Annotated in this window: 20 protein-coding genes; 7 read left to right on the top strand and 13 right to left on the bottom strand. The window is 37.8% G+C overall.

Translation table 11 applies throughout. From position 1 onward, the window contains the following. Nucleotides 1-55: 55 nt before the first annotated feature. From R2Q70_RS11405 to R2Q70_RS11370, 8 genes are all read right to left on the bottom strand, one after another. Complete coding sequence (locus R2Q70_RS11405) at nt 56-2,134, bottom strand: SurA N-terminal domain-containing protein (RefSeq protein WP_316807698.1); 2,079 nt, start codon at nt 2,132-2,134, stop codon at nt 56-58. Nucleotides 2,135-2,382: 248 nt separating this feature from the next. Next, entirely contained in the window at nt 2,383-2,955 is a 573-nt protein-coding gene (locus tag R2Q70_RS11400; protein ID WP_316807697.1) for an LPS export ABC transporter periplasmic protein LptC, read from the bottom strand. After that, a complete protein-coding gene (locus R2Q70_RS11395; RefSeq protein ID WP_316807696.1) occupies nt 2,955-4,247 on the bottom strand; it encodes a hypothetical protein in 1,293 nt (430 codons plus the stop codon). Before R2Q70_RS11395 ends, R2Q70_RS11400 begins: the two co-directional genes overlap by 1 nt. Nucleotide 4,248: 1 nt before the next feature. Next, nucleotides 4,249-4,983, bottom strand: coding sequence for a type III pantothenate kinase (locus tag R2Q70_RS11390; RefSeq protein WP_316807695.1), 735 nt, complete (start codon nt 4,981-4,983; stop codon nt 4,249-4,251). 147 nt (nt 4,984-5,130) lie between these two features. After that, entirely contained in the window at nt 5,131-6,111 is a 981-nt protein-coding gene (locus R2Q70_RS11385; protein ID WP_316807694.1) for a DUF6427 family protein, read from the bottom strand. Nucleotides 6,112-6,356: 245 nt separating this feature from the next. Further along, nucleotides 6,357-7,346: a glycosyltransferase family protein gene (locus tag R2Q70_RS11380; protein ID WP_316807693.1), complete on the bottom strand. Its 990-nt coding sequence runs from the start codon at nt 7,344-7,346 to the stop codon at nt 6,357-6,359. Between the two features lie 20 nt (nt 7,347-7,366). Next, a complete protein-coding gene (locus R2Q70_RS11375; RefSeq protein WP_316807692.1) occupies nt 7,367-8,221 on the bottom strand; it encodes a UDP-2,3-diacylglucosamine diphosphatase in 855 nt (284 codons plus the stop codon). Between the two features lie 390 nt (nt 8,222-8,611). Further along, nucleotides 8,612-11,107, bottom strand: a complete 2,496-nt coding sequence (locus tag R2Q70_RS11370) for a hypothetical protein (RefSeq protein WP_316807691.1) — start codon at nt 11,105-11,107, stop codon at nt 8,612-8,614. Between the two features lie 159 nt (nt 11,108-11,266). Here R2Q70_RS11370 and R2Q70_RS11365 point away from each other — a divergent pair, with 159 nt between their 5' ends. From R2Q70_RS11365 to R2Q70_RS11345, 5 genes are all read left to right on the top strand, one after another. Beyond that, nucleotides 11,267-12,331, top strand: a complete 1,065-nt coding sequence (locus R2Q70_RS11365; protein ID WP_316807690.1) for an alginate lyase family protein — start codon at nt 11,267-11,269, stop codon at nt 12,329-12,331. Between the two features lie 51 nt (nt 12,332-12,382). Further along, nucleotides 12,383-12,889, top strand: a complete 507-nt coding sequence (locus R2Q70_RS11360) for a GbsR/MarR family transcriptional regulator (protein WP_010599689.1) — start codon at nt 12,383-12,385, stop codon at nt 12,887-12,889. Nucleotides 12,890-12,984: 95 nt separating this feature from the next. Further along, on the top strand, nt 12,985-13,800 hold the full coding sequence (locus R2Q70_RS11355; RefSeq protein ID WP_316807689.1) for a DUF393 domain-containing protein: 816 nt from the start codon (nt 12,985-12,987) through the stop codon (nt 13,798-13,800). Between the two features lie 5 nt (nt 13,801-13,805). Further along, nucleotides 13,806-14,732 (top strand): TIGR01777 family oxidoreductase, encoded by a 927-nt coding sequence (locus tag R2Q70_RS11350; protein WP_316807688.1) that lies wholly within the window; start codon nt 13,806-13,808, stop codon nt 14,730-14,732. 59 nt (nt 14,733-14,791) lie between these two features. Further along, a complete protein-coding gene (locus R2Q70_RS11345; protein ID WP_316807687.1) occupies nt 14,792-15,280 on the top strand; it encodes an SRPBCC family protein in 489 nt (162 codons plus the stop codon). 22 nt (nt 15,281-15,302) lie between these two features. Here the strand turns inward: R2Q70_RS11345 and R2Q70_RS11340 are convergent, their stop codons facing one another. The 3 genes from R2Q70_RS11340 to uvrB all read right to left on the bottom strand — a co-directional run bounded on the left by R2Q70_RS11340 (nt 15,303) and on the right by uvrB (nt 17,977). Then, nucleotides 15,303-15,557 (bottom strand): DUF4834 family protein, encoded by a 255-nt coding sequence (locus R2Q70_RS11340; RefSeq protein WP_010599693.1) that lies wholly within the window; start codon nt 15,555-15,557, stop codon nt 15,303-15,305. 114 nt (nt 15,558-15,671) lie between these two features. Beyond that, nucleotides 15,672-15,869, bottom strand: a complete 198-nt coding sequence (locus R2Q70_RS11335) for a YwbE family protein (protein WP_010599694.1) — start codon at nt 15,867-15,869, stop codon at nt 15,672-15,674. Between the two features lie 65 nt (nt 15,870-15,934). Continuing rightward, nucleotides 15,935-17,977, bottom strand: a complete 2,043-nt coding sequence (gene uvrB, locus R2Q70_RS11330; protein ID WP_316807686.1) for an excinuclease ABC subunit UvrB — start codon at nt 17,975-17,977, stop codon at nt 15,935-15,937. A gap of 187 nt (nt 17,978-18,164) precedes the next feature. On the opposite strand from uvrB, the gene R2Q70_RS11325 reads away from it, so the two are divergent. Further along, a complete protein-coding gene (locus R2Q70_RS11325; RefSeq protein ID WP_316807685.1) occupies nt 18,165-19,325 on the top strand; it encodes an ATP-binding protein in 1,161 nt (386 codons plus the stop codon). A 59-nt stretch (nt 19,326-19,384) separates the two neighbouring features. On the opposite strand, the gene R2Q70_RS11320 is transcribed toward R2Q70_RS11325, so the two are convergent. Together R2Q70_RS11320 and R2Q70_RS11315 are read right to left on the bottom strand one after the other, a co-directional pair. Then, a complete protein-coding gene (locus R2Q70_RS11320) occupies nt 19,385-21,757 on the bottom strand; it encodes a M1 family metallopeptidase (RefSeq protein WP_316807684.1) in 2,373 nt (790 codons plus the stop codon). Between the two features lie 12 nt (nt 21,758-21,769). Then, nucleotides 21,770-22,354 (bottom strand): HupE/UreJ family protein, encoded by a 585-nt coding sequence (locus R2Q70_RS11315; protein WP_316807683.1) that lies wholly within the window; start codon nt 22,352-22,354, stop codon nt 21,770-21,772. 251 nt (nt 22,355-22,605) lie between these two features. Between R2Q70_RS11315 and R2Q70_RS11310 the strand changes: the two genes are divergently transcribed. Continuing rightward, nucleotides 22,606-23,112 carry a DUF6702 family protein gene (locus tag R2Q70_RS11310; protein ID WP_316807682.1) on the top strand — a complete coding sequence of 169 codons (507 nt, stop codon included), beginning with the start codon at nt 22,606-22,608 and terminating at the stop codon, nt 23,110-23,112. Nucleotides 23,113-23,164 lie beyond the last annotated feature (52 nt).

Here is a 23,164-nt window from a genome sequence, read left to right as displayed (position 1 = left end):
AAAAAAACCGTTCCGACTGAACATCGGAACGGTTACAAATTTACGGAATTTCTAATTAATAGAATTTCACACGATTGTCTTTTATAGTAGCATTATCAATTAAGGCCTGGAAAGCTGCTTGTCCTGAACGCTGACCTAAACTTAACAACATACTTTCTTTCTGTTTAAACATGTTTGCAATTGGTGCCGGATTGGTAAATCCATCAACAGTGAAAACATATACTCCACGTTCACCTGCTACTGGTGCCGAAACTTTGCCTGGCTGTGCACCAAATACGCTACCCACCAATTTATTTTCTTGTGCCACACCAGGAATCACCGGGTTGGCAAAAACGATATTTTGTACCGGATTTACAGGAGCGCCAACTTTAGATGCAATTTGATCTAAAATGCCTTTACCTGCACCGTTTAATTTATCCTTTAATAATTTTGCTTTAACGGCATTAAGAACCAATGGTTGAATTTCTTTCTTAACCGCCTCTAAAGGTAAAACACCTTTCGGATTAACAGCAGTTAAACGAGCCACCACATATTCATTCGTCATGGTGTAGATTTCAGGCAACACATCACCTTTATCTGCCGCATAAGCATCCTGAATTAACTTACGTGGATTATCTAAACCTGCTGCGAAACCTTGAGTAGCACCAATTTTATCAGCAACTGAAACCTTCAAACCTTTTTCCTGCGCATATTTAGCAAAATCTTTGCCTTTAACTTCGTTTAGGAAATTACTTGCTGCCTTGTAAGCTGCCTGTTGTGTCTTGCTGCTTGCACCCAATGCTTTTTCGATGTAGGCAAGTTTTGCAACTTTCGAATTACCCATTTGTCTTTCGATACTCATGATGTGGTATCCAAACTGAGATTTCACAACTTTTAAATCTCCTGCTTTACCATTGAAAGCAGCATTTTCAAATTCAGGAACCATCTGACCACGGCTGAAAGATGGTAATGAACCACCTTGATCTTTAGATCCATCAACACTGTAAATTTTAGCAAGCTCTGCGAAGTTACCGCCTTTTGAAATCAAACCTTTTAACGAATCAGCTAATTTAACCGCTTTATCGTCTCCGCCAACTTTAGCCGGATCAATTAAAATGTGTTTTACTTTAACTGAATCAGGTGAGAAACGGGTATCGATAACTTTAATTAATTTATAAGAGTTTCCGGTTAATTTTGGACCATAGAAACTTCCAGCTGGCAAAGCAAAAACTGCAGAATCTAAAACCGGATCGCCTAATTTACCTTTTGATAAATAAGTGTAAGGAACTTTTACATCAGAATTGATGGCCGCGAAAAGTGAATCGTTCTTTGAAACCTGGAAATCAGCAGCAATTTTTTCAATTTGTGCTTTAACCGCTGCCGAATCTGCAACAGTTGGGCGAATACTGAACGACACATAATCAAAAGAACGTGATTCCTGCGCATTATTGAAACGTGCTTTATTCTCGTCATAATAAGCAGAATAATCTGCATCAGTTAATTTTACTGAAGCATCAGCAACGGTGCTGTAATCTAAACCAACATATTTGAAGTTAGCCAGTTTGTTACGGTTGTTATATTCATCTGTAGCCTCTAATGAAGTTACATAAACCGAGTTGCGGATTAAGTTTGAATATTTAGATTGTAACGATTGGTTTTTAATTTCTTGTTGCAGCATGTTTGACTGTTGCAAAGCCTGAGCATCTTTTGATTTCAAAAAGTTCATCAAAGTAGCACGATCTACTTGCCCCGTTTGAGGGTTTGAAAAGTATTGTTTGATTAACGGACTTGGGTTTTGACCTTGTAACAAATCGAACAATTCATCTTCAGAAACGGTTAAGCCTAAACGCTCGTATTCTTTATTCAATAATACACCAGCCAATTCAGCATTCCATGCCTGGTCTACTGCCATTGCAGTCATTTGTGGATTTAAACTTCCACCAAATTGTTGTTTGTATTGGTTTAAACTCTGATCTACTTTTGGTTGAAAATCATCAATACTGATATCATTCCCATCAACCGTACCCACTACCTTTTGATTGGCCGACCAAAAAGGCTTACCCACGTTAATTGCATCGCCTACTAAAAATGCAACAATTGCAAAACCGATTGCAAAGACCAGAATATAGCCAGCACGGTTACGCAAAAATGTCATTAATCCCATATTGTACTTTATAAATTTATTTAGTTTTTTTTAAGAGGGCGCAAGATACAAATTTGCCTTAAAAAAGAAAACACAAAATTTTATTTATCAAGTGTTTAATTTTTAAGTAAATAGAACTGCGAAAAATTTAGAATAAGTGTAGGATAGAAGGAGGGAATGGGAGGCAAAAAAAGAAAATTTTATCACTACAATCACTCATTCAAAACCCACTAATTCTCTCATTAAAATCCAATCATTATTTACGGCGCTATGCTTTCTTTCATGTTCAAATCACCGCTTCCTGTTTCCATTGAATAGGTACTAAAATCCTGAGGCGCTACAAAATTAATTCCATTACCTTCGCTACCATCCGCACCTTTTACATATACCCTTTGGTTGGAATAGAAAATTTTCTTAATCTCATCCCAGATCAATTCCTGTGAAGAGAAGGTATCACCTTTATTGTTTTTAACGACAACATTTTTCCTGAACTCTGTTTTTTTATCCTGGTCCTTGCGGATAGCGTATTCACAAACCAAATTACCATCGATCGTTCCGTTAGGATTAAAGAAATCGATAGTTACGCCCTTCGGCATTTCCTGATACACCGCACCTTCTGATGGGGTGACTTTATCCATAATGGGTGCGCTACCTTTTGCCTTTACCCGGGCAGAATCACTGTAAACAACTTCTACACCTATTGTTCGGTCTCTGGTAAAGGTGATTTTATTGACAGCTACAGAATTTGCTTTTTTAAGATCGTCGTCTCCACAGGAAGTCAAAAAGATTGACAACCCAAGTATCGAACCATATAAAAAAGTTTTCAGTTTCATTAATCTACCCTGTATTTACGGAACCAGGTATCGTTAAGCGTAAACCCTAAATGAAAATTAATATATTGTTCTTTCACCAAATTGTTGTTCAGGGTTCCTCTTTGGCCTACTTCGGTAGTGAAGTTAATTTTATAAAATGCCGTACCTGCATTTGCACTCGGTAAAGGGAAACCAAAACCTAGTGAAGCACCCATTTGTTTAATATCCTGATTATTGATCTGGATGTAAGTTTTATCGTAACTGAAACCCAAACGATAGTCAACACGTTTCATATAACTGTTGTAAGAGGTGGCATCTGGAGTCCATTGCCCACCCAATGATGCTCCCCAGCTATCCTGTAAGCCAGAATTGATGTTGTTAATGCTGGTAGCTGCCCACTTGCTCATTCTGAAATCGGCACCAATTAACCATTTATCGTTTTGTTTGATGGAAATACCAAAGTTGTGCGTCAAAGGCAAAGTCAAATTCGATCTTCCGTTATCAACTGAACTTAACGTATCAAGCGCTGTGTTCTCGTTTCCATTTGCATCTCTGCTGTATTGAGTTGCATAGAAAGTTTGTGTAGAATTCAGCTTACCAGAATTGCTTCCCGAATAACCCAGGGTCATGGAAGTTTTCTTGCCGATATTGAAATCATACTGAATGCCGTATGAATAATTTAATCCACCTACACTATTTTTATTCTGCAGTTTTGCATTGATGGCACCGGCAGAAGCGTATTCTGTAGCTCTGGTAGTTAACAGATTTCCAAAGATATATTCAGCATTTGCACCGATTCTTAAATGATCGCCAATGCGGTAACCGTAACCAATATATGCTTTTGATAAACCACCTTCTCCTTCATACAACTGATCTACATTCGTGGTATCAATTCTTACTGTATTTCTGTAGGTGTAACCTAAATCTGAATAAGGAAGAATACCAAAACTTAAGGCCGATCTTCTGTTAACAGGTACCGCAAACGCCAGGTGGCTAAAAGTAGAATTGAAACTCGTTTCGGTTAAGTTATTTCTTGATAAACTGGTTAATCCTGCGCTCATGCCCACATCAATGGTAGTTAACGTAACTGCAGAATAAGATGCCGGGTTCTGCATGTTGATGTTATTAAACCCGGTTATTGAATTTACGGCTGTAGATATACCGCCCATTGCCCTAAATTGTGGTAGCAAAGAGCCTTTTATATTTCCAAGTCCAAATCTTGAATATGGCGATGAAGTGGTCACTTGTGCCTGAGCACCTAAACCACAAACTAGAACGAGTATGGCTGCAATATAATTTATTCTTCTGTACATTTTAATCTGCAATAGCTTCATTTAATCCTTTTAATACGATATAGGGATCTTGTATAATTTGAGGGGCAAAGATGCTGTTTTGTAATTGCTTAAACAAAAAATTAGCATCACCACCTGTTATAATCACCTTTAAGGCACTTTCTTTTGTATTATTTATGGCGATAAAGCCTTCTATTTCATTTACTATCCCTCTTAAAACCCCATTTTTGATGGCACTTTGCGTATCTTCTCCATCAGGTATAGCTTCATTCGGATTCCATTCTACCTGCGGCAGCCTTCCGGTGAATTCGTGCACCGCCTTAAACCGCATTGCAATGCCCGGACTGATACTCCCTCCAAAATACGCCTGATTTCCGGTAAGCAAATCATAAGTAATGCAAGTTCCGGCATCAATTACCAAACAAGCATTTTTTGGAAATATACTATTTGCACCTAAAATGCCGGCCCATCGGTCTAAACCCAACGTTGCTGGTGTTTTATATTTGTTTTCCACGCCCTTAGTTAATGTGGCTGTAAAACGGGTGTATTGAGTATGCTTTTTTAAGTATTCTTCTAATTGACTTATTTCCTGGTTTACACTACTGATAATTGATTTTTTCGGCGAAAACTTTTCAACCAGCTGTGCGAGATCCAAGATACCCACCTTGGCTAACCGCTGATGATGAACAACTTCCTTTCCAGCAAAAACAGCTACTTTTGCCGAAGAGTTACCAATATCAATGCTTAAACTGTGCATTTATGTTATTTAACGCAAAACAAATTTGTTTGATACACTTCTTACTCTAATGATGCAAAATAATGCTCAAAAAGCAATCGTTGTAAAACTCAGCCACAAAGCTATTAATCTTTGTTAAGTATTGTTCTAGTATTTTGTTAAAAAAGGTTAAACAAAAAGAAAGTATTGGATAGATAATACAAACAAAACAAACAGCGTTTCATAAAACCAGCGTTTCTTTGCATTGCTGAAATAATAGGCCAATAATACCGATCCGGGTGGTACGCACAGCAAAAAATGCCAGGTTCTGAAGTTAGGTTTCAAATAAAAACTGGCACCTGCTACGATGAACATAAAAAACAGCAATTGAAATCCTTTTCGGGTACTGATGAAACTCCTGAAAAAGTTTTCCCTTAGCTGTAGTGAGGCCAGTACAATGATGATGGCAACCGGAATAAGTACCAGATAATCGTTATAATTTACTTTGAAAACAGATGGAAACTTGTTGCCAAGTGGTTTCCATATTTGGTAAAATGAAGATAAATTATCGTTCCAGTAATAAAAAACAGCGAGGAAGAAAAAAACCGTAATAAACCCAACCAACCCTGCAATCCATTCTCGCCAGTCGAAAGACCTGAACAATAATAAGGCTAAAAATATCATGAGCAGCATCGCCATGAACGGGAAATAAATCAGCGTACCTACACCGATGATCATTCCAATATCAAATACGGTAGTAATGGAATTGGCACTTTTACCGAGTTTTAAGAATTTATCAATTACCCAAATCAGCAGAAAGTTGCAAATTAATGCCGGACTCAAAATCATAAAAGGCATAAACAGGCTCATCCCGGTGATGTACATCAATGCAGGCAGAAAACTTGGTTTGGCCAGTAAATTATGATTGTTTATGACGCTATTAAAAATCAAAGCTTGTGCAAAAACAACCACTGCTGCTAAAAATATATTGGTGGCAGCGGTGAAAGCGTTGTCTAAATCTATATTAATCAACAATCTGGCAAAGGGCTCAAGAAAATCGAAGTTAAGCTGCGCAGGTGTTTCATGAAAAATAGCGATACGCATGAAAAATGTGTAAGCTAAAAGAAACAGTAGGTTAATAGGATTTAGCTGTCGAAACTGATTAATCATGCCTTTTTAAAGTGTAGGCAAAGTAAAGATAAAAAGCTGAAAGAAAAAAAGGCTAAGGCAAAGAACAGCAGATAATGATGAAAGAGCAAGGATGAAGGAGCAAAGAACAAAGAGCAAGGAGCAAAGAGCAAGGATTAAGGAGCAAAGAGCAAAGAACAAGGAGCAAAGAACAGGGAGAAAAGACTTATGCAGCAACGATATGAACGAAATTGCTACATAGTCTATAAGATTGAGCTAATTAAAGCTCAGGGCCTGGCGTATTTTTTCACCATGTCATCGATAATTTTTGCGGTTTCATCAGGAAAGTCGAACTCATGCCTTTGGGGGTTACTCACCCATTCTTTTATAATGGGCAACCAGTTTTTTGTACTTCCCCATATCACCGGAAGGCCAAATTGTTTGAGTGCGTAGGCATTACATTGCTGTTCAAATTGGAAGCGCATTGGTGCAACCAATAATTTCTTCTTTAAATAAAGTGCTTCTGCCGGGCCTTCAAAGCCACCGCCGGTAAATAAACCTTCGCAAGTGGCTAAGCTTTTATTAAATTTCTCGTTGTTAACAGGCTCAACAAATACATTTTCATAGGTATAAGCTTCTTTACTGTGTTTAGAAAATACCTGCCACTTTATTTCGGGAATTTGTGAGAGTAACTTTACCAGCCGCCTATCGTCAATTGCAGGTAGGTAAACCGTATAATGACCTAAATTTTCGCTTCTTAACGATCTAATCTCAGCCCTGATTACGGGTGTATGAATAAAAGTATCGTACCGATCAAAATGAAAACCGATGTGATATTTCGTTGGTGCATATCTACTCAAGATTAGTTTTCCCCAATCCAATGTTCTTGGTCTGGGAACCTTTTTCGATTTAAACGCAGCCTGGTGACTTAAAGACACACATTCAATGCCCTGTAATTTACATGCCCATGCACTTACCGGCTCAAAATCATTCACAATGAGGTTATATTGTTTAAGGTCGAGCTGTTTCATATCTTTCCTGAAACGGAAAAGATTCATGCTCAACCAGGTTTTAAAATGATCTACCCCACCCTTTTTTCCAAAAATAAAGCTGAATCCATGTAATTGATATTTCACAGGCTGGCTTAGTTTTACATCGGCCTGCGTACCACTGACCAAAATATCAAGTTCACCATATTTCTGAAGTAAAGGAATAATTTCACGAGCTCTGCTAATATGACCATTTCCGGTCCCCTGAATTGCGTAAAGTATTTTCATTTGTGCCGAATATCCAAAAATTATTGAGCAATTTCATACTTAATGTGCTGTAAAAGTATGTTTACATCAAGCTTGCTTTTCAAATCCTCGGCATCAGAGAGAATTCCCTCATCCAATTCATCTTTAATAAAATCGAGATGATCATATTTAAAAACCGACCAACTTTGATCCTGATATTCCAAAGCGGTTAAACTTTCTACCCAATCGCCGCTATTTAGATAAGTTACCTGCCCTTCACCTGAAGTAATCTGGCGTTTTTCAGCCTGGTGGATATGGCCACAAACCACATAGTGATAACCTTTTTCAATAGCCAGTTCTCCTGCAGTTTGTTCGAAACTATTGATAAACTTTACCGCATCTTTAAATTTAGCTTTTATCTTTTTCGAAAAACTCATTTTCTCCTTACCAAAGGCAGTTAAGACCCAGTTTACGAAGCTGTTTATCAAGATTAACGTATCGTAACCTACTGCCCCCATTTTGGCCAGCCACTTGGAATGCTGCATGGTTACATCGAAAACATCGCCATGAAAAAACCAGGCTTTTTTTCCATCTAATTCCAAAATTAATTTATTTTGAAGATGAAAACTCCCCATTTCCATTCCATCGAATTTCCGGAGCATTTCATCATGATTCCCGGTGAGATAATAAACCTGAACACCCTCAGAAACAAACTTCATCAACTTACGGATCACTTTCATGTGCGAATCTGGCCAGTAACTTTTGCTAAATTGCCAGATGTCAATAATATCGCCATTCAAAATCAATGTTTTAGGCCGAATACTTTTGAGGTATTTTAGCAGTTCTTTAGCGTGGCAGCCATAGGTGCCCAAATGTACGTCGGAGATTACCACTACATCAATGTTTCTTTTGTCCATAACCGGGAAATTTAGGGGGAAAGAATATGTTACCGCTTAATGAAAGCAGTTTAGAAGAATTAAAGATTATTTTACCACTCTTCTTCCTCATCGAGTTTAACCTCAAAAGGACTAAAGAAATAAAGTACCACTATTAATAAACATACGGCGAAGAATGTTTCTAACATATCATCTGATTTTATCTAACAAAGGTAAGACACTGTTTATCAAACAAATGTTACGGCACTGTTAAATTATCCTGCCAAATGATAAAGGACGTTAAATTGGATGTTTGGTCGTTTATTTTTTTGCTTGGCAAAATTAAATCATCATAAAACTAAAAAAGTCATTCAATGAAATGGAACACTGTCCACATTCATCGAATGACTTTATATTTTTGGTTTCTAAAAACTAAGCTTTAATAGCTTTCTTTTTTTTCTTATTTTCTGAATAAAAGCCGAAACCCAAACCAGCTAACAATAAAATTGAGCCTGCAAGCGAAATTTTTTCACCGGCATAGTATGATGTTGGATGGAAGATAAATTCAAGTTTATGGTTACCACCTTCCAGCTGGGCAGCACGTAAAATGTAATCGGCCCTGAAATATGGTTTTTCAACACCATCGATGTACATTTTCCAACCCTTGTTGTAATAAACCTCAGAGAAAACTGCAATCACATCTTTGGCTGAAGAATACTCGTAGGTTAAGTGATCAGGTGTATAATTGGTTAGCTTAATGAAACCTTCCACACCGGTGCCTAAACGTTTGGTATCAATTAATGATTTGTATTGTTCATCAACAATAGCCTCTTTTTTAGCATCGAAACTACTGATGGCCTTCATCTCCTCATCTGCATTTTTAGCATATTGAACACTTTGTACAAACCAGGCATTACCCGCAGCCGTGGCGTTGCGTTGCATTTTATACGAGCCATTTTGAGGGTCTTGTGTAATGATGTACTTTGTATTTAACATATCCAAAACATCCTGATTGATGCTTTTAGTCAACTGATGATCTACAAGTTCCTGGAAGCGTTTTAACCTTGCCGAGTGGAAACCACCAACTGTTTTATGGAAAAAAGATGTTTCCGCACTTTTGAAAGGATCTCCTAATGATAAATCGAAAACCCTGAAGTTTGGATCTTTATCCGCAGAGATGAAATTATCTACATCTCTCGGCTGATAGTGACTGGCCAGATCAGATTTGCTTACAAAGTTCTGGTTGTTTAAATAACGGCGATCAACCTGCCATAAATCTACCAAAATAAACAAAGCCAATAAACCAAAGGCCAATTGCATATTCATTTTCTTAGTGATGAACGCCCATGTTAAACCAAAACCAATGGCAATAAAAAGTACCGTACGCCATGCATCAGCACGTGCAAGTGCCACGCGATCGGCAACCACACCATTAATAATTTCGATAGCAGCGCCTCTGTTGTTTTGTAGCGTTTGTGCAAGGGCATCTAAAACCTGTGGCTGGTTGGCTTGTGTAAAGCTGAAGAATGCTGTTGGCATGATGGCAACAATTAAAGATAAGCCACCGGTAATGCCTGCAGACCATGTTAATCTTTTTACCAGATATTTCTGATCGTATTTTCCCTCCTGAGCTTCCTTAATGGCCAAAATAGCCAACAAAGGCACTAGCAAACCAACAACAGCCAAAATGGATTCAACTGCTCTAAATTTGTTATACATTGGAAGATAATCAAAGAAAATATCAGAAATCAGCGGTAAGTTTTGTCCGAAGGAAAGGAACAACAACAATACACTACTGCCCAAAATCCACCACTTCCAGCGGTGCTGAACAATGAATAATCCAAATACGAAAAGCAAACAAATGATTGCCCCGAAATAATAAGGCCCTGAAGTGCCTGGTTTATTTCCCCAGTATTGATTTGTACCTAAATTTTGAGCCACATACCCAATAGCTTGTCTTGGATCAACCCCCTGAAGGTTTTTCTCAACTGCTTTATAGGTATTGCTTTCCGGCTTAATCATTTCATCGATACTACTGGCACCACCATATAAATTTGGAATCAGGAAAGTAAAACTTTCTCCAACGCCCTGGCTCCATTGGTACGCATATTCTTTATCAAGGCCATTTGCAGGTTCTGCTTTATCGGTTGTTAAATTTGATTTTCCTCGGATGGTTTCCTTACCATATTCATAAGTGGTCCAAAGCGTACCTGCGTTCACTAAAACCGCCAATACAATACCAGCAACAACATATGCGATTGATTTACCGAAAACATTCAATTGTTTAGCTTTAAATGCATGGTACAATTCAATACAGGCCAGAATAAACAAAGCAATAAACAAATAGTAGGTCATTTGAATATGGTTCGATCTGATTTCCAAAGCCATAAACAAAGCTAATAAACTCGCTCCAACCAGATATCTTCCTCTTAAAACTAAAATGATGGAGGCTAAGATTGGCGCAAAGAAACCAATAGCCAATGCTTTATTACTATGGCCAGCGGCGATGATGATAAAGTTATAGGAGGTAAATGCAAATGCAATTGCACCCGCAGCAGCCAGCCACGGATTAATTTTAAGCACACAGAATAGTAAATAAGCACCTAACAAATATAATATTACGGTACCAACCGGATCAGGAAAAACACCCTTAATCACATCGATTCCGTATGTTGTGATGTTTAATGGATATTGCACCCAGATTTGGTAAGCCGGCATCCCGCCAAACATCTGGTTTGTCCAAAGTGGGCCTTTTCCTGTGGCCTCCTTTACATCCATAATCTCTTTCTGCATGGCTTTTGCCTGCAAAACATCGCCTTGCTGTGGCGCTTTACCCTGCAAAACAGGACTGAAGTAGGCAAACGTAATGACTACAAAAAATGCAATAATGGCCAGGTGGATGCCATTTTTATTAAACCAGTTATTCATTAAGGTTTGTTTAAGTTTAAACGAACGTCAAAAATAAAAAATTGGGCGGTATAAAAAAGGAATAAATTAAATGTGAGACGAATAAAAAATTAGATTTGATAAATGAAATCCCAACTTAACCCTTTTATGATGAGAAAGTTTCTAACGATTTGTCTGCTAATGACCTCCACATTTCCCTCATTTGCTCAAATGGTGAGCCTCAATCGTAATGAAGTAAAGAAACTAAAAATTGCCATCAACAAAGACACAAGTGCTAAAAGACTCTACCATTCTTTCACAAAGAATGCAATAGGTTATTTGAACGAAATGCCCAATCCGATTGACACAATCAGAACCGAAGGTTTGTTAAGGGGCAACCCGAGAAAAGTGAAAACACAGACTGCGTTAGCTGACATGAACAAAATATTTGTTCTGGCATTGCAGTATCGCCTAACTCAGGATAATAAATTTCTTGATAAAAGCATTTCCTTTTTAGTTTCATGGGCTTCAGTCAATTATCCCAACGGTAATCCTATCGATGATACCAATCTTGATAAAGCGGTAGAGGCTTACGATTTGATTCAGGATGATCTTCCTGCCAAAGAAAAATTATTGATCCAAAAATGGCTAAAAGAAACTGCCCTTGCTGAAATAAATAGCAAGCGAATGAAACCCGGAAGGGCAACAGCCATTAATAACTGGAATGCACACCGGCTTAAAGTTGTGGGCGAAATTGGCTATGCGTTGCATGATCAGCAACTGATTGACTGGACCATAGCAAACCTAAAAAGCCACATCGAAATTAACCTCAATCCTGATGGCACCAGCCTGGATTTTAAAGAACGTGATGCGATGCATTATCATATTTACGATTTGGAACCTTTGTTAAAACTGGCCATTATGATTGATCGGGCAAAAGGCCAAAACTTCTACACTTACAAATCGGCCAAAGGCTCGTCGATCAAAAAATCTGTTGACTGGTTGATGCCCTATTTACCCGGACAAAAACAACATGAGGAATATGTTAATACCACGGTGAAATTCGATCGTGACAGGGCGAAAAATAACGAACCTGGTTTTGCCCCGGGAACCATGTTTGACCCCATACTGGCATTGCCTGTTTTAAAGTTATCAGTTTACTTCGATGCCAGCCAATTTGAAGTGCTAACTAAACTAAGTAATGACAACAATTTCTCAATGATCATTGACAAGATTAAACGAGAATCAAAACGAACTTTCAAATAAAATAAACTTTCAATAATTTTTGAAAGTTTAAAAATGTTATTATATTTGTTTATGGAATTAGCAGCAGCAAAACTTAAATTTATCGAAGCCTGGGGCAAGTTGGGATCTGAGTGGGGAATTAACCGGACCATGGCTCAGGTTCATGCTTTGTTATTGATTTCTCCTGAGGCCTTAACTACTGAAGAAATTATGGAAACCTTAAGCATTTCCAGGGGGAATGCTAACATGACCCTTCGCGATCTGATTGGTTGGGGTTTGATTGAAAAACAACATAAGGCAGGAGAAAGAAAAGAATATTTTTTTGCGGATAAAGATGTTTGGAATATCGCCAGGCAGGTAGCCAAAGAGCGGAAAAAACGAGAACTGGAACCCGTATTAAAGGTTCTGAATGAGCTTTCTACCGTTACGGGAGATGAAAAAGACCCGGCATTTAAAACTTTTAAAAAATCTGTTGCAGACATTAATAAATTGGCGGGAAACGTTGATAAAACACTGGAAACCATGTTAAAAGCTGAAGAAAGCTGGTTTTGGGGATCAGTTTTGAAAGTATTCAAATAGTATCGAGATTGTTTGCGATAAACCTAAGCCTTAAACGGCTTAATTTTTTACACCAAACTTTCATATTTTACTGAAAGTATAAATATTTAAATAAAATGAAAACGCTAAACAACCATGTTATTCTGTTCGATGAGGAATGCCCAATGTGTGAAGTGTATACAAAAGCATTTGTTAAAACCGGCATGTTAGCTGCAAATGGAAGGGAATCTTATCAACGTACGCCGGTACAAATTTGTCCACTAATTGATCAGCAACGAGCTGCTAATGAAATTGCTTTGGTAAATACAGAAAGTGGGGAGGTTACCTACGGCATTAAAAGTTTGTTTAAAATTATTGGCCATGCCATCCCTTTTTTTAAACCGCTCTTCGCATTCAGGCCATTTATTCTCCTAATGACTAAAATCTATGCATTTATATCTTACAACAGAAAAGTAATTATCCCGGCAGTTGCAAAACCAAATGCTGTTCAGCCGAGCTTTAAGTTAAATTATCGCATTGCTTACCTCATATTTACCTGGTTTTTAACGGCTTTCATTCTAACGAACTATGCACACCTGCTCACCGACTTTGTTCCATTGGGTGGAAAATACAGGGAGTACTTTATTTGCGGCGGACAAATTATTTTCCAGGGTTTCATCATCAACTTTTACAAAAAAGAAAAACTTTGGGATTACCTGGGAAATATGATGACAATTTCATTTGCAGGTTCGCTGATGCTTATCGCTGGGTTGATTATCCATCAGCTGTTTAACGTAAATCCTATTTTTTACATATTATACTTTTTAATGGTTGCCGGGCTGATGTTCCTTGAGCATATCCGCAGAAGTAAAATATTAAAATTGGGCTGGTTGATGAGTATAACCTGGGCACTTTACCGTCTAATTGTTTTGGCTTTAATCTTTATTGCATAGAAATCATGACTTACAAAAAAATTATACTTGCAGGAGGGAACGGATATTTAGGTGGAGTGCTGGCAAAACATTTTTCGGCATTGGCAGAAGAGGTGATCATTCTTGCCAGAAAACCAAAGCCAATAAATGAAAATATTAAAACCATTTTGTGGGATCGTAAACGGGAAGATGTGTGGATAAAGGAATTAGAAGATGCTGATTTATTGGTGAATCTCTGTGGGAAAAATGTGAACTGCAGGTACACCAAAAAGAATCGGGAAGAGATTATTAACTCCAGAGTTGCGCCGACAAGGCTACTGGCTAACGTAATCAATAAACTTATAGCGCCTCCTAAATTATGGATCAATATTACTTCTGCAACCATTTATCGCCATGCAGAAGATCAGCCACAGGATGAATATACCGGGGAAATCGGTTACGGCTTTTCTATAGATGTTTGTAAAGTTTGGGAAAGTACCTTTTTTGAAAAGGATACACCTAAAACAAGGAAAATTGCCTTGCGGATGGGTATCGTACTCGGGAAAAATGATGGTGCGTTTCCAAGGTTGTTGAATTTAGTAAAATTTGGCTTAGGTGGAAAGCAAGGCGATGGAAAGCAGTATGTAAACTGGGTGCACGAGCAAGATGCAATCAGAACAATAGAATGGCTTTTAAAAAATGAAAAGATTGAAGGCATTGTAAATTGCACCGCCCCGAATGCAGTAACCAATAAAGTTTTGATGGATAACATCAGAAAAATTTATGGAATACCATTTGGATTACCTTCACCAGCCTGGCTTTTAAGCCTTGGGGCAATGATTATCGGCACCGAAACGGAATTAATTTTAAAAAGCAGATGGGTTAAACCAGCAGTTTTATTAGAGAATGGATTTGAGTTTCAATATGGCAAAATTGAGGATGCGATTCATGATATCATCAGCCTAAGCGTTTAGCCTGATGAATTTTAATGCCATGAATAATTTTAAGATGTGTTGCAGTTACAATAGATAAGATGTCGGTCATTATTTTAAAAACATTAGTGAATGCACCTGTTGAGCAATGCTTTGATTTAGCCCGAAGCATTGATTTGCATGTACATTCCATGAAAAATGCAAATGAGGAAGCAATAGCCGGATGTACTTCCGGACTAATTGGCATTAATGAAACCGTAACCTGGAAAGCAAAACACCTTGGATTTTATTTTACCATGACGAGCAGGATTTCGGCAATGAAAATACCAGTTTATTTTATCGATGAAATGGTAAAAGGTCCGTTTGAAAGGCTTCATCATCAACATGTATTCACACCTAAAGGCCAGAAAACAGAAATGACAGACATTTTTGAATTTAGTGCTCCTTTTGGTTGGCTTGGATTAATCGTGGAAAAAATATTTTTAAAAGGCTACATGAAAAGCTTGTTGCGGAACCGCAATAAGACGATTCAAGATGAGGCAAATAAATATCAGCTAAAAGAAAATATTTCGTTAACAAAAAAGCCCTGACATCGGTCAGGGCTTTGCTTTTTTATTTAACTTCTTCGTAGTCTACGAAGTCGCCAAGTTTATCCGTTTTACTTTGATCAGGTTTTGGAGGCATATAATCTATAGAGATAGCGCCTTCAGGTTTTGATCGTCTTTGTTGCTGTTGCCCCTGCCCGGTTGCCTGCTGTTGCATTTTACTGGCCAGGTTATTAAACAGCATAGGCAATATCAATCGAATCAACATTCTAATGATCCAGAGGACTAATATTGCAATGAAAATGAATTTAATAAATGCCATTCTTTAATTACTGTTGTTACAAATATAGACGTCCCAAAATTTATTTTGTTACTTTTTTCGCCTTTAATTGCATTGTTATTACATTTATACTACGCCAAAAGGCCTTGTAAAGTTTTATTCTTCAACAATTTCAGCTACCCTTCCAACCTGTCCATCTTCCAGCCTTACTTTTATTCCACGCGAATGAAATGCAGCAGATGTAAGTAAATTTTGCACCACACCATAAGTAATATTACCAGAGCGCTGATCTTTTTTAAGGATAATTCCAACTTCTAAGCCCGGGTAAATATCTTTTCTGTTCTGACCGTTCATGATTATTTTTTGAGCCTCAAAACTCCGAATAAATTTTCAATTTCAGTAAAATGAACATAAAAAGGTTACTTCGAAAATTTCTCATTAAACATTTTCTCTAAAGCAAACATCTCATCACGCAATTTTGCAGCTTGTAAGAAATCCATTTCTTTCGCCGCTTTCTGCATGTCTTTCTTAGTAGTATCAATCGCTTTTTGTAACTCTGCTTTGCCCATATATTGCACAATTGGATCTGCTGCAATACTAATTTCTGCATTTTCAATATATGCTCTTGCTTTGTTATCGGTAGCTTTTTGTGAAAAATCCAGAACTGATGTTTGTTCTAAAATTGCTTCGCGAGATTTTCCAACGGTTTTCGGTATGATGCCGTTCTCGATGTTGTAGGCAATTTGTATGTCGCGACGACGATTGGTTTCGGATATGGTTTTCTCCATACTTTCGGTAATTCCATCCGCATACATAATTACGCGGCCGCGGTCGTTTCGGGCAGCACGGCCAATGGTTTGAATCAGTGATTTTTCTGAACGCAGGAAACCTTCTTTATCAGCATCCAAAATCGCTACCAAGGTTACCTCAGGTAAATCCAATCCTTCACGCAACAAGTTAATCCCCACCAAAACATCAAATTCTCCAAGCCTTAAACCGCGGAGAATCTCCACCCGTTCCAATGTTTTAATTTCGGAGTGAATGTATCTTGTTTTGATATTTAACCGATCGAGGTACTTCGTTAATTCCTCCGCCATCCGTTTGGTTAAAGTAGTCACCAGGATACGGCCGCCATCTTTGATTGTTAAATCTATTTCATCCAACAAATCATCCACCTGGTTAATGGCCGGCCTAATTTCAATAACCGGATCAAGTAAACCTGTGGGTCGAATAACCTGTTCAACCACTACACCTTCCGATTTTTCGAGTTCATACTCTGCAGGTGTTGCACTTACATAAATGGTTTGTGGCGCCAAAGCCTCAAACTCATTAAAATTAAGCGGCCTGTTATCAAGCGCAGCTGGCAAACGGAAACCATATTCTACCAGTGATAATTTACGCGATCTATCCCCGCCATACATCGCCCTAATTTGCGGAACGGTTACATGGCTTTCATCAATCACCATCAGATAATCATCAGGAAAATAATCCAGCAAACAGAATGGTCGCATTCCAGGCTGTCTGCCATCAAAGAAACGTGAGTAGTTCTCGATACCAGAACAATAACCCAGTTCTTTCATCATTTCGATATCGAAATTGGTTCGTTCTTCTAACCTTTTTGCCTCCAGTAAATGCCTGTCGGCGATCAGTTGATTTTTGCGAATCTCTAATTCTTCCTGAATGCCCCAGATAGATTGATTGAAACGATCTTTAGGCGTAACGAAAAGATTAGCCGGATAAATGGCCATATCTTCTAATTTCTCCAGGGTTTTACCCGAAACCGGATCAATGGCTGAAAGCTCTTCGATATCATCGCCAAAAAAAGAAATGCGATAGGCATGGTCTAAGTAGGCTGGATAAATATCAACCGTATCACCTTTAACCCTAAAAGTTCCGCGTTTAAATTCAGTTGTGGTACGGGAATATAGAATTTCTACCAAACTATGCAGAAAGGCATTTCTCGAAATCCTTAAACCCACCCCAAAACGAAAAACCATCCTCGAAAAATCTTCAGGATTTCCCATACCATAAATACAGGAAATGGACGAAACCACAATGATATCTCTCCGACCACTCATTAATGATGAAGTAGTGCGCAAACGAAGTTTTTCAATTTCTTCGTTAATGCTTAAATCCTTTTCTATATAAGTGTTGCTTGAGGCGATAAAAGCTTCAGGCTGATAATAATCGTAATAAGACACGAAATAATTCACCGAATTTTCGGGAAAGAAATTTTTAAACTCTCCATATAGCTGCGCCGCCAAGGTTTTGTTATGGCTTAGGATTAAGGTTGGCTTTTGTGTTTGCTCGATAACATTGGCAACGGTAAAAGTTTTTCCTGATCCGGTAACGCCTAATAAAGTTTGATAATGTTCATTGGCATTTACACCATCAACCAATTGTTTTATAGCAGAAGGCTGATCGCCGGTCGGTTTATATTCTGAAGTGATTTTGAATTTCATCGTTATCCAAATATACGAGTTTAGGGTTTAAAGAGTAAACAGGAGAAAGTCAGGAAAGTTGGATTTTGATTTTGGAATTTTGATTAAGAATTTAGCCGAAAGTGTTTCATTAACTCTTAAATGGCATACAACCCAGTAAATCGAAAGTTAAACTTTTGATTTACTAGGTTAAATTGTATATTTGTATATGATCATCACTAGAAATTTAGCACAGCAATTAAAAGATCGCCTAAAAAAATCTCCGGCGATAGCGATTTTAGGATCAAGGCAAGTTGGAAAAACTACACTAGCAAAACAGTTGGAAGATGATTATATCTACCTGGACATGGAAAACCCAAGAGATATTGCTAAGCTGCAAGATGCGTATACTTTCCTGGAAAACCTTGAAGATCAAACTGTAATTATTGATGAAGTGCAATTACTGCCAGAATTGTTTTCATTACTGCGACCTTTAATAGATGCCAAACGAACACCTGGAAGGTTTATACTTTTAGGTTCTGCATCGCCAGAATTAGTTAAAGGCGTTTCTGAAACACTTGCTGGAAGAATTTCGTATAACGAATTAAGTCCGATTGGATTAACTGAATTGCCAAAATCAATAGGTTATGAGGAACATTGGTTTCGAGGAGGCTTTCCTGAATCCCTTTTATCGGAAACGAATGATCTGAGCAAAGAATGGATAGATGATTTCATTGTAAGTTATGTGGAAAGAGATTTGGCAAAAATGTTTGGAGTGGACTTAGCACCAACTCTACTGCGAAACTTTTGGAGCATGCTTGCTCACTTAAATGGCAATTTGTTTAATGGAGAATCTTTTGCGAGATCATTAGGCGTAAGTGCACCAACTGTGAATAGGTATCTTGATTTTTTAGAAGGTGGCTACTTAATTAGAAGGTTACAGCCATGGTTTGTAAATGCTAAAAAACGTTTGGTAAAGTCTCCTAAAACATATATTCGCGATACTGGAATATTACATAGATTATTAAACATCGCAAGCTATGGTGAATTATTTGGTCATCCAGCTATTGGAGCCTCCTGGGAAGGCTATGTAATTGAGCAAATTTATCAAATCAAAAAGAAACAAACTGAACTCTTCTTTTACCGTACTCAAACTGGAGCTGAATGCGATCTGGTTTTAGTGCAGGGAATTCAACCCTTAGCATGTATTGAAATTAAATTATCAAATGCACCCACACTTTCGAAAGGTTTCATAAGTTGCACACAAGATCTTGAACCTAAGCATAAGTATATCATTACACCTAAAAGCGAAACTTACAAAACTTCGCATGAAGTAACAGTAACTAATCTTGAGCATTTTTTGGTAAATATTTTACCAGAAATTCAATAAAAAATCCTCGCTGAAACTATTCAACGAGGATTTTATTTATTTAAAAACTGTTAACTGAACTATTTACTTCCAGCTACTTTCATTGGGTTTGAGCCAACCGACTGACCTCTAACTGCTGAAGCCATTTTCATTTTATAAACTTTGAACTTACTTTCTTTAGCTTTACCACCCCATCCGTTGTTACTGGTATCAATATCAGCAGTTTCACGTAACGGATCTACCAGAATAGATTCAACTTCTTTATCTTTCACATAGAATTTAGAAGTTTTCAATTCGTTATGTCTCCAGATTTGAGCTGGAATACGATCAATTTCTTTAGTACCATCCTTGTAGGTAAACTCCACAATAATTGGCATTACTAAACCACCTCGGTTACTAAAGCTTAATTCATAGAGAAATTTATTTGCGTATTTACCCTGATCAGTTTCCGGCACCACTTCATACGGCATGGACATTTCCGTTTTTGTTGTTTTTGTGGTATCAACGGTTACTAATCCCCTGTCGTATTTGTAATAGAAATCCTGAGCCGCCGTGTTTTTATCAACATAGAAACTGATTTTTTTGTCTTCACGGTTTCTGATTTTGGAAATATCATCGAAAGCATTTAAGGCAGGTTTATCAACTTTTACCATTCTCGATCTCGCCGCCGGAACATCTTTAGGGAAATCAGCTTTGGCAAACTTTACGCTATCCAATGCAATATCACAAGGATCCGTTCCATAAAACCAGCCTCTCCAAAACCAATCTAAATCCTCGCCACTGGCATCTTCCATGGTGCGGAATAAATCTGCTGGTTCAGGGTGTTTGAAAGCCCATCTTCTTGAATATTCTTTGAATGCATAATCAAAAAGCTCTCTTCCCATAATGGTTTCACGGAGAATATTTAAACCCGTTGCAGGTTTAGAATAAGCATTCGGACCAAAACGAGCGATATTCTCTGAGTTAGTCATAATAGGTTCTAACTCATCTTTTGGCAGTTTCATGTAATCAACAATGGTATAAGCAGGCCCTTTTTTGCTTGGAAATTTATTGTCCCAAAGTTCCTCGGTTAAATACTCCACAAAAGAATTTAAACCTTCATCCATCCAGGTCCATTGGCGCTCATCGCTATTTACAATCATTGGGAAAAAGTTGTGTCCCACCTCGTGAATAATCACGCCTAGCATTCCGTTTTTGGTGCTTTCGCTATAAGTTCCGTCAGCATCTGTACGGCCATAGTTGAAACAAATCATCGGGTATTCCATCCCATTTGCCGCTTCGATACTTTGCGCTACCGGATATGGATAAGGAATGGTAAAATCTGAATAAGTTTTGATGGTATGCGCTACAGCACGTGTAGAGAATTTGCTGTATAAATGATAAGCTTCTTTACCATAAAAACTCATACACATTACGGTATTGTTATTGGCTTGAATTTTTTGCGGCATGGCATCCCAAATAAATTTACGGGAAGAAGTCCAGGCGAAATCACGCACATTATTTGCATTAAAAACCCAGGTTTTTTTAGCTGTTGATTTTTTACCTTCAGCGGCAGTTGCTTCGGCTAGCGTTTGAATTTCTACTGGTGCAGTTGCTGTTTTTGCCGCATTGTATCTGCTCATTTGCGTTGGTGTTAATACAGCGCTATAATTGATACACTCTCCTGTTGAACCTACCAAGTGATCGGCCGGAACAGTCATTTGCACCTTGAAATCGCCAAAGGTTAAGGCAAACTCTCCCCTGCCGGTAAACTGATGATTTTGCCAGCCCTGAAAATCGCTGTACACACATAAACGTGGATACCATTGTGTCATCGTAAACAAGTAGTTTCCATCTGCAGGGAAAAACTCATAACCACCACGACCGCCAATATTCATGCGGTCAGATATTTTATAGTTCCAGTTAATGTTGAAGATAAATTTTTGGCCGGTTCTTAAAGCTACCGGCAAATCTACCCGCATCATGGTTTTGTTTACGGTATACTTTAAGTTTTTACCTGTTGCATCAGTCAGTTTGGTTATGTTGATACCCAGGCCATTATCAGTTTTATTACTTAGTTGATCTAAGTTTTGCGTGGTTCCGCCAGCAGGCATTTTAGTAGCATCCTGATAGTTCGCATTTTTACTGGTGCTATGCTCATTCTCATCCAGCTGCAGCCAAATATAGGTGAGTGGATCTGGGGAGTTATTGGTATAGGTAACCGTTTCCGAACCTGTTAACAACAAATTTTTCTCATCCAGTTCGCACTTGATATTGTAATCAGCACGTTGCTGCCAGTATTTCACACCTGGCGCACCACTAGCTGTACGTTGCTCGTTTGGCGTAGGTAAAATGGTACCCAATTGCTCAAACTTGTTTCCATGGTTGCTTCCAGGATTATTCTGAATGTTTTGTGACATGGCTAAACCACCTGAAAAAAGTAGTAAGCCGGTTAATGTAAACAGTTTATTCATTGTTCTTATTCTTTAAAAAGGAATTCGTTCTAAAGCCATTTTTAAAGCCAGGCTAAATACGGCTGCCGAAATAAACAACACCCAACTCAGGCGTTTGATTCGGGTATAGTTGAAAATAATAAAAGTAATAATCAAAATAATTAAAACCATAAAAACCTGCCCGGCTTCTAGCCCTACATTAAAGCCAAACAAACCCCAGCCAATATTTTGATCTTTTGCCAGCATCATCCTAATGGAATTTGCAAAACCCATTCCGTGGATTAATCCAAAACCTAAAGCCAAAAAGTAATTTACCTTGACCGATTTCATGGAGAAATTTCTTCTAAACAAATTACTCACCGCGGTAATTACAATTGTACAGGGAATTAAAAACTCTACCCATTTACTATCGAACCTGATTACATCCATTACACTTAAAAGCAATGTTAAGGAATGCCCGACGGTAAAAGCAGTTACCAGAATCAGCACCTGTTTTAAATTGGTGTAGCTGTATATTGCTACCAGCGCCAAAATAAACAATTGATGATCTAAAGCATCGGCGCTGATAATATGCTCCCAGCCCAGCTTGAAGTAGAAAATAAAATCCTGTAAAGGCATGAAATACGGTAAAATAAAAACGGGATGTGATTTTTAATGCTTAAAATTAAATTAATAATTTCAAAAATTGATAATTTAATACAAAGGATCACTTAATTTACTCAAAATGTTACGAGTTAGCCGCATGATTGCAGCAGGAAAATTAAATATTCTCAATCTGTTCGAAAAATAGTAGGATGTGAGGAAAAATATTGTAAAAAATTAAATCGTAGCTTTGTTTGTTGATGGCTCTCAGTACAATAAAATATCTGATGAAAAACCTAAGATTTTTAATAGGGTTACTTTTCTGCATTTGCTTTACGGTTTCAGCAGGAACAAAACACCCTTTGCATGTGAGCACTACTGAAGTAAGTTTTAATCAAAAGGATAAAACTTTAGAAATCAGTTGTCGAATTTTCTCAGACGATTTTGAATCTATTTTAGCAAAAAACTATAAACAGAAAACAGATCTTGCTAATCCTGCGCTTAAAAATGCGATGGATGAATTGGTAAAAAAATACATCAATACTCATCTGCAGATTAAAGCAAATGGCAAAGCCGTAACAATGAGCTATATCGGGTTTGAGATTGATCATGAAGCCACGAACATTTATCTGGAAGTACAAAAAATTTCGAGCCTAAAAGCAGTAGAAGTTACCAATACCATTCTTTACGATCTGTTTGATGATCAGATGAGTATCGTACACCTGGTAAAAGCCCAAACACGCAAAAGCACCAAAATCCTATATCCTGATAAGAAGTTTGCCACAAACTTTTAAATGTAATTTTTGTATTAGATATTAAATTGCTGTTAAAATACTGCTAGTTTTA

The sequence above is a fragment of the Pedobacter agri genome, assembly GCF_032678665.1.
Taxonomy (GTDB): domain Bacteria; phylum Bacteroidota; class Bacteroidia; order Sphingobacteriales; family Sphingobacteriaceae; genus Pedobacter; species Pedobacter agri_A.
The sequence above is the reverse complement of the archived record's forward strand: the minus strand, read 5'-3'. Positions and strand labels throughout refer to the sequence as shown.

What these genes read in the sequence shown, in the direction of transcription:
- R2Q70_RS11405 (WP_316807698.1), bottom strand. Translation starts at nt 2,134, where the DNA reads ATGACATTTTTGCGTAACCGTGCTGGCTATATTCTGGTCTTTGCAATC.
- R2Q70_RS11400 (WP_316807697.1), bottom strand. Translation starts at nt 2,955, where the DNA reads ATGAAACTGAAAACTTTTTTATATGGTTCGATACTTGGGTTGTCAATC.
- R2Q70_RS11395 (WP_316807696.1), bottom strand. Translation starts at nt 4,247, where the DNA reads ATGTACAGAAGAATAAATTATATTGCAGCCATACTCGTTCTAGTTTGT.
- R2Q70_RS11390 (WP_316807695.1), bottom strand. Translation starts at nt 4,983, where the DNA reads ATGCACAGTTTAAGCATTGATATTGGTAACTCTTCGGCAAAAGTAGCT.
- R2Q70_RS11385 (WP_316807694.1), bottom strand. Translation starts at nt 6,111, where the DNA reads ATGATTAATCAGTTTCGACAGCTAAATCCTATTAACCTACTGTTTCTT.
- R2Q70_RS11380 (WP_316807693.1), bottom strand. Translation starts at nt 7,346, where the DNA reads ATGAAAATACTTTACGCAATTCAGGGGACCGGAAATGGTCATATTAGC.
- R2Q70_RS11375 (WP_316807692.1), bottom strand. Translation starts at nt 8,221, where the DNA reads ATGGACAAAAGAAACATTGATGTAGTGGTAATCTCCGACGTACATTTG.
- R2Q70_RS11370 (WP_316807691.1), bottom strand. Translation starts at nt 11,107, where the DNA reads ATGAATAACTGGTTTAATAAAAATGGCATCCACCTGGCCATTATTGCA.
- R2Q70_RS11365 (WP_316807690.1), top strand. Translation starts at nt 11,267, where the DNA reads ATGACCTCCACATTTCCCTCATTTGCTCAAATGGTGAGCCTCAATCGT.
- R2Q70_RS11360 (WP_010599689.1), top strand. Translation starts at nt 12,383, where the DNA reads ATGGAATTAGCAGCAGCAAAACTTAAATTTATCGAAGCCTGGGGCAAG.
- R2Q70_RS11355 (WP_316807689.1), top strand. Translation starts at nt 12,985, where the DNA reads ATGAAAACGCTAAACAACCATGTTATTCTGTTCGATGAGGAATGCCCA.
- R2Q70_RS11350 (WP_316807688.1), top strand. Translation starts at nt 13,806, where the DNA reads ATGACTTACAAAAAAATTATACTTGCAGGAGGGAACGGATATTTAGGT.
- R2Q70_RS11345 (WP_316807687.1), top strand. Translation starts at nt 14,792, where the DNA reads ATGTCGGTCATTATTTTAAAAACATTAGTGAATGCACCTGTTGAGCAA.
- R2Q70_RS11340 (WP_010599693.1), bottom strand. Translation starts at nt 15,557, where the DNA reads ATGGCATTTATTAAATTCATTTTCATTGCAATATTAGTCCTCTGGATC.
- R2Q70_RS11335 (WP_010599694.1), bottom strand. Translation starts at nt 15,869, where the DNA reads ATGAACGGTCAGAACAGAAAAGATATTTACCCGGGCTTAGAAGTTGGA.
- uvrB (WP_316807686.1), bottom strand. Translation starts at nt 17,977, where the DNA reads ATGAAATTCAAAATCACTTCAGAATATAAACCGACCGGCGATCAGCCT.
- R2Q70_RS11325 (WP_316807685.1), top strand. Translation starts at nt 18,165, where the DNA reads ATGATCATCACTAGAAATTTAGCACAGCAATTAAAAGATCGCCTAAAA.
- R2Q70_RS11320 (WP_316807684.1), bottom strand. Translation starts at nt 21,757, where the DNA reads ATGAATAAACTGTTTACATTAACCGGCTTACTACTTTTTTCAGGTGGT.
- R2Q70_RS11315 (WP_316807683.1), bottom strand. Translation starts at nt 22,354, where the DNA reads ATGCCTTTACAGGATTTTATTTTCTACTTCAAGCTGGGCTGGGAGCAT.
- R2Q70_RS11310 (WP_316807682.1), top strand. Translation starts at nt 22,606, where the DNA reads ATGAAAAACCTAAGATTTTTAATAGGGTTACTTTTCTGCATTTGCTTT.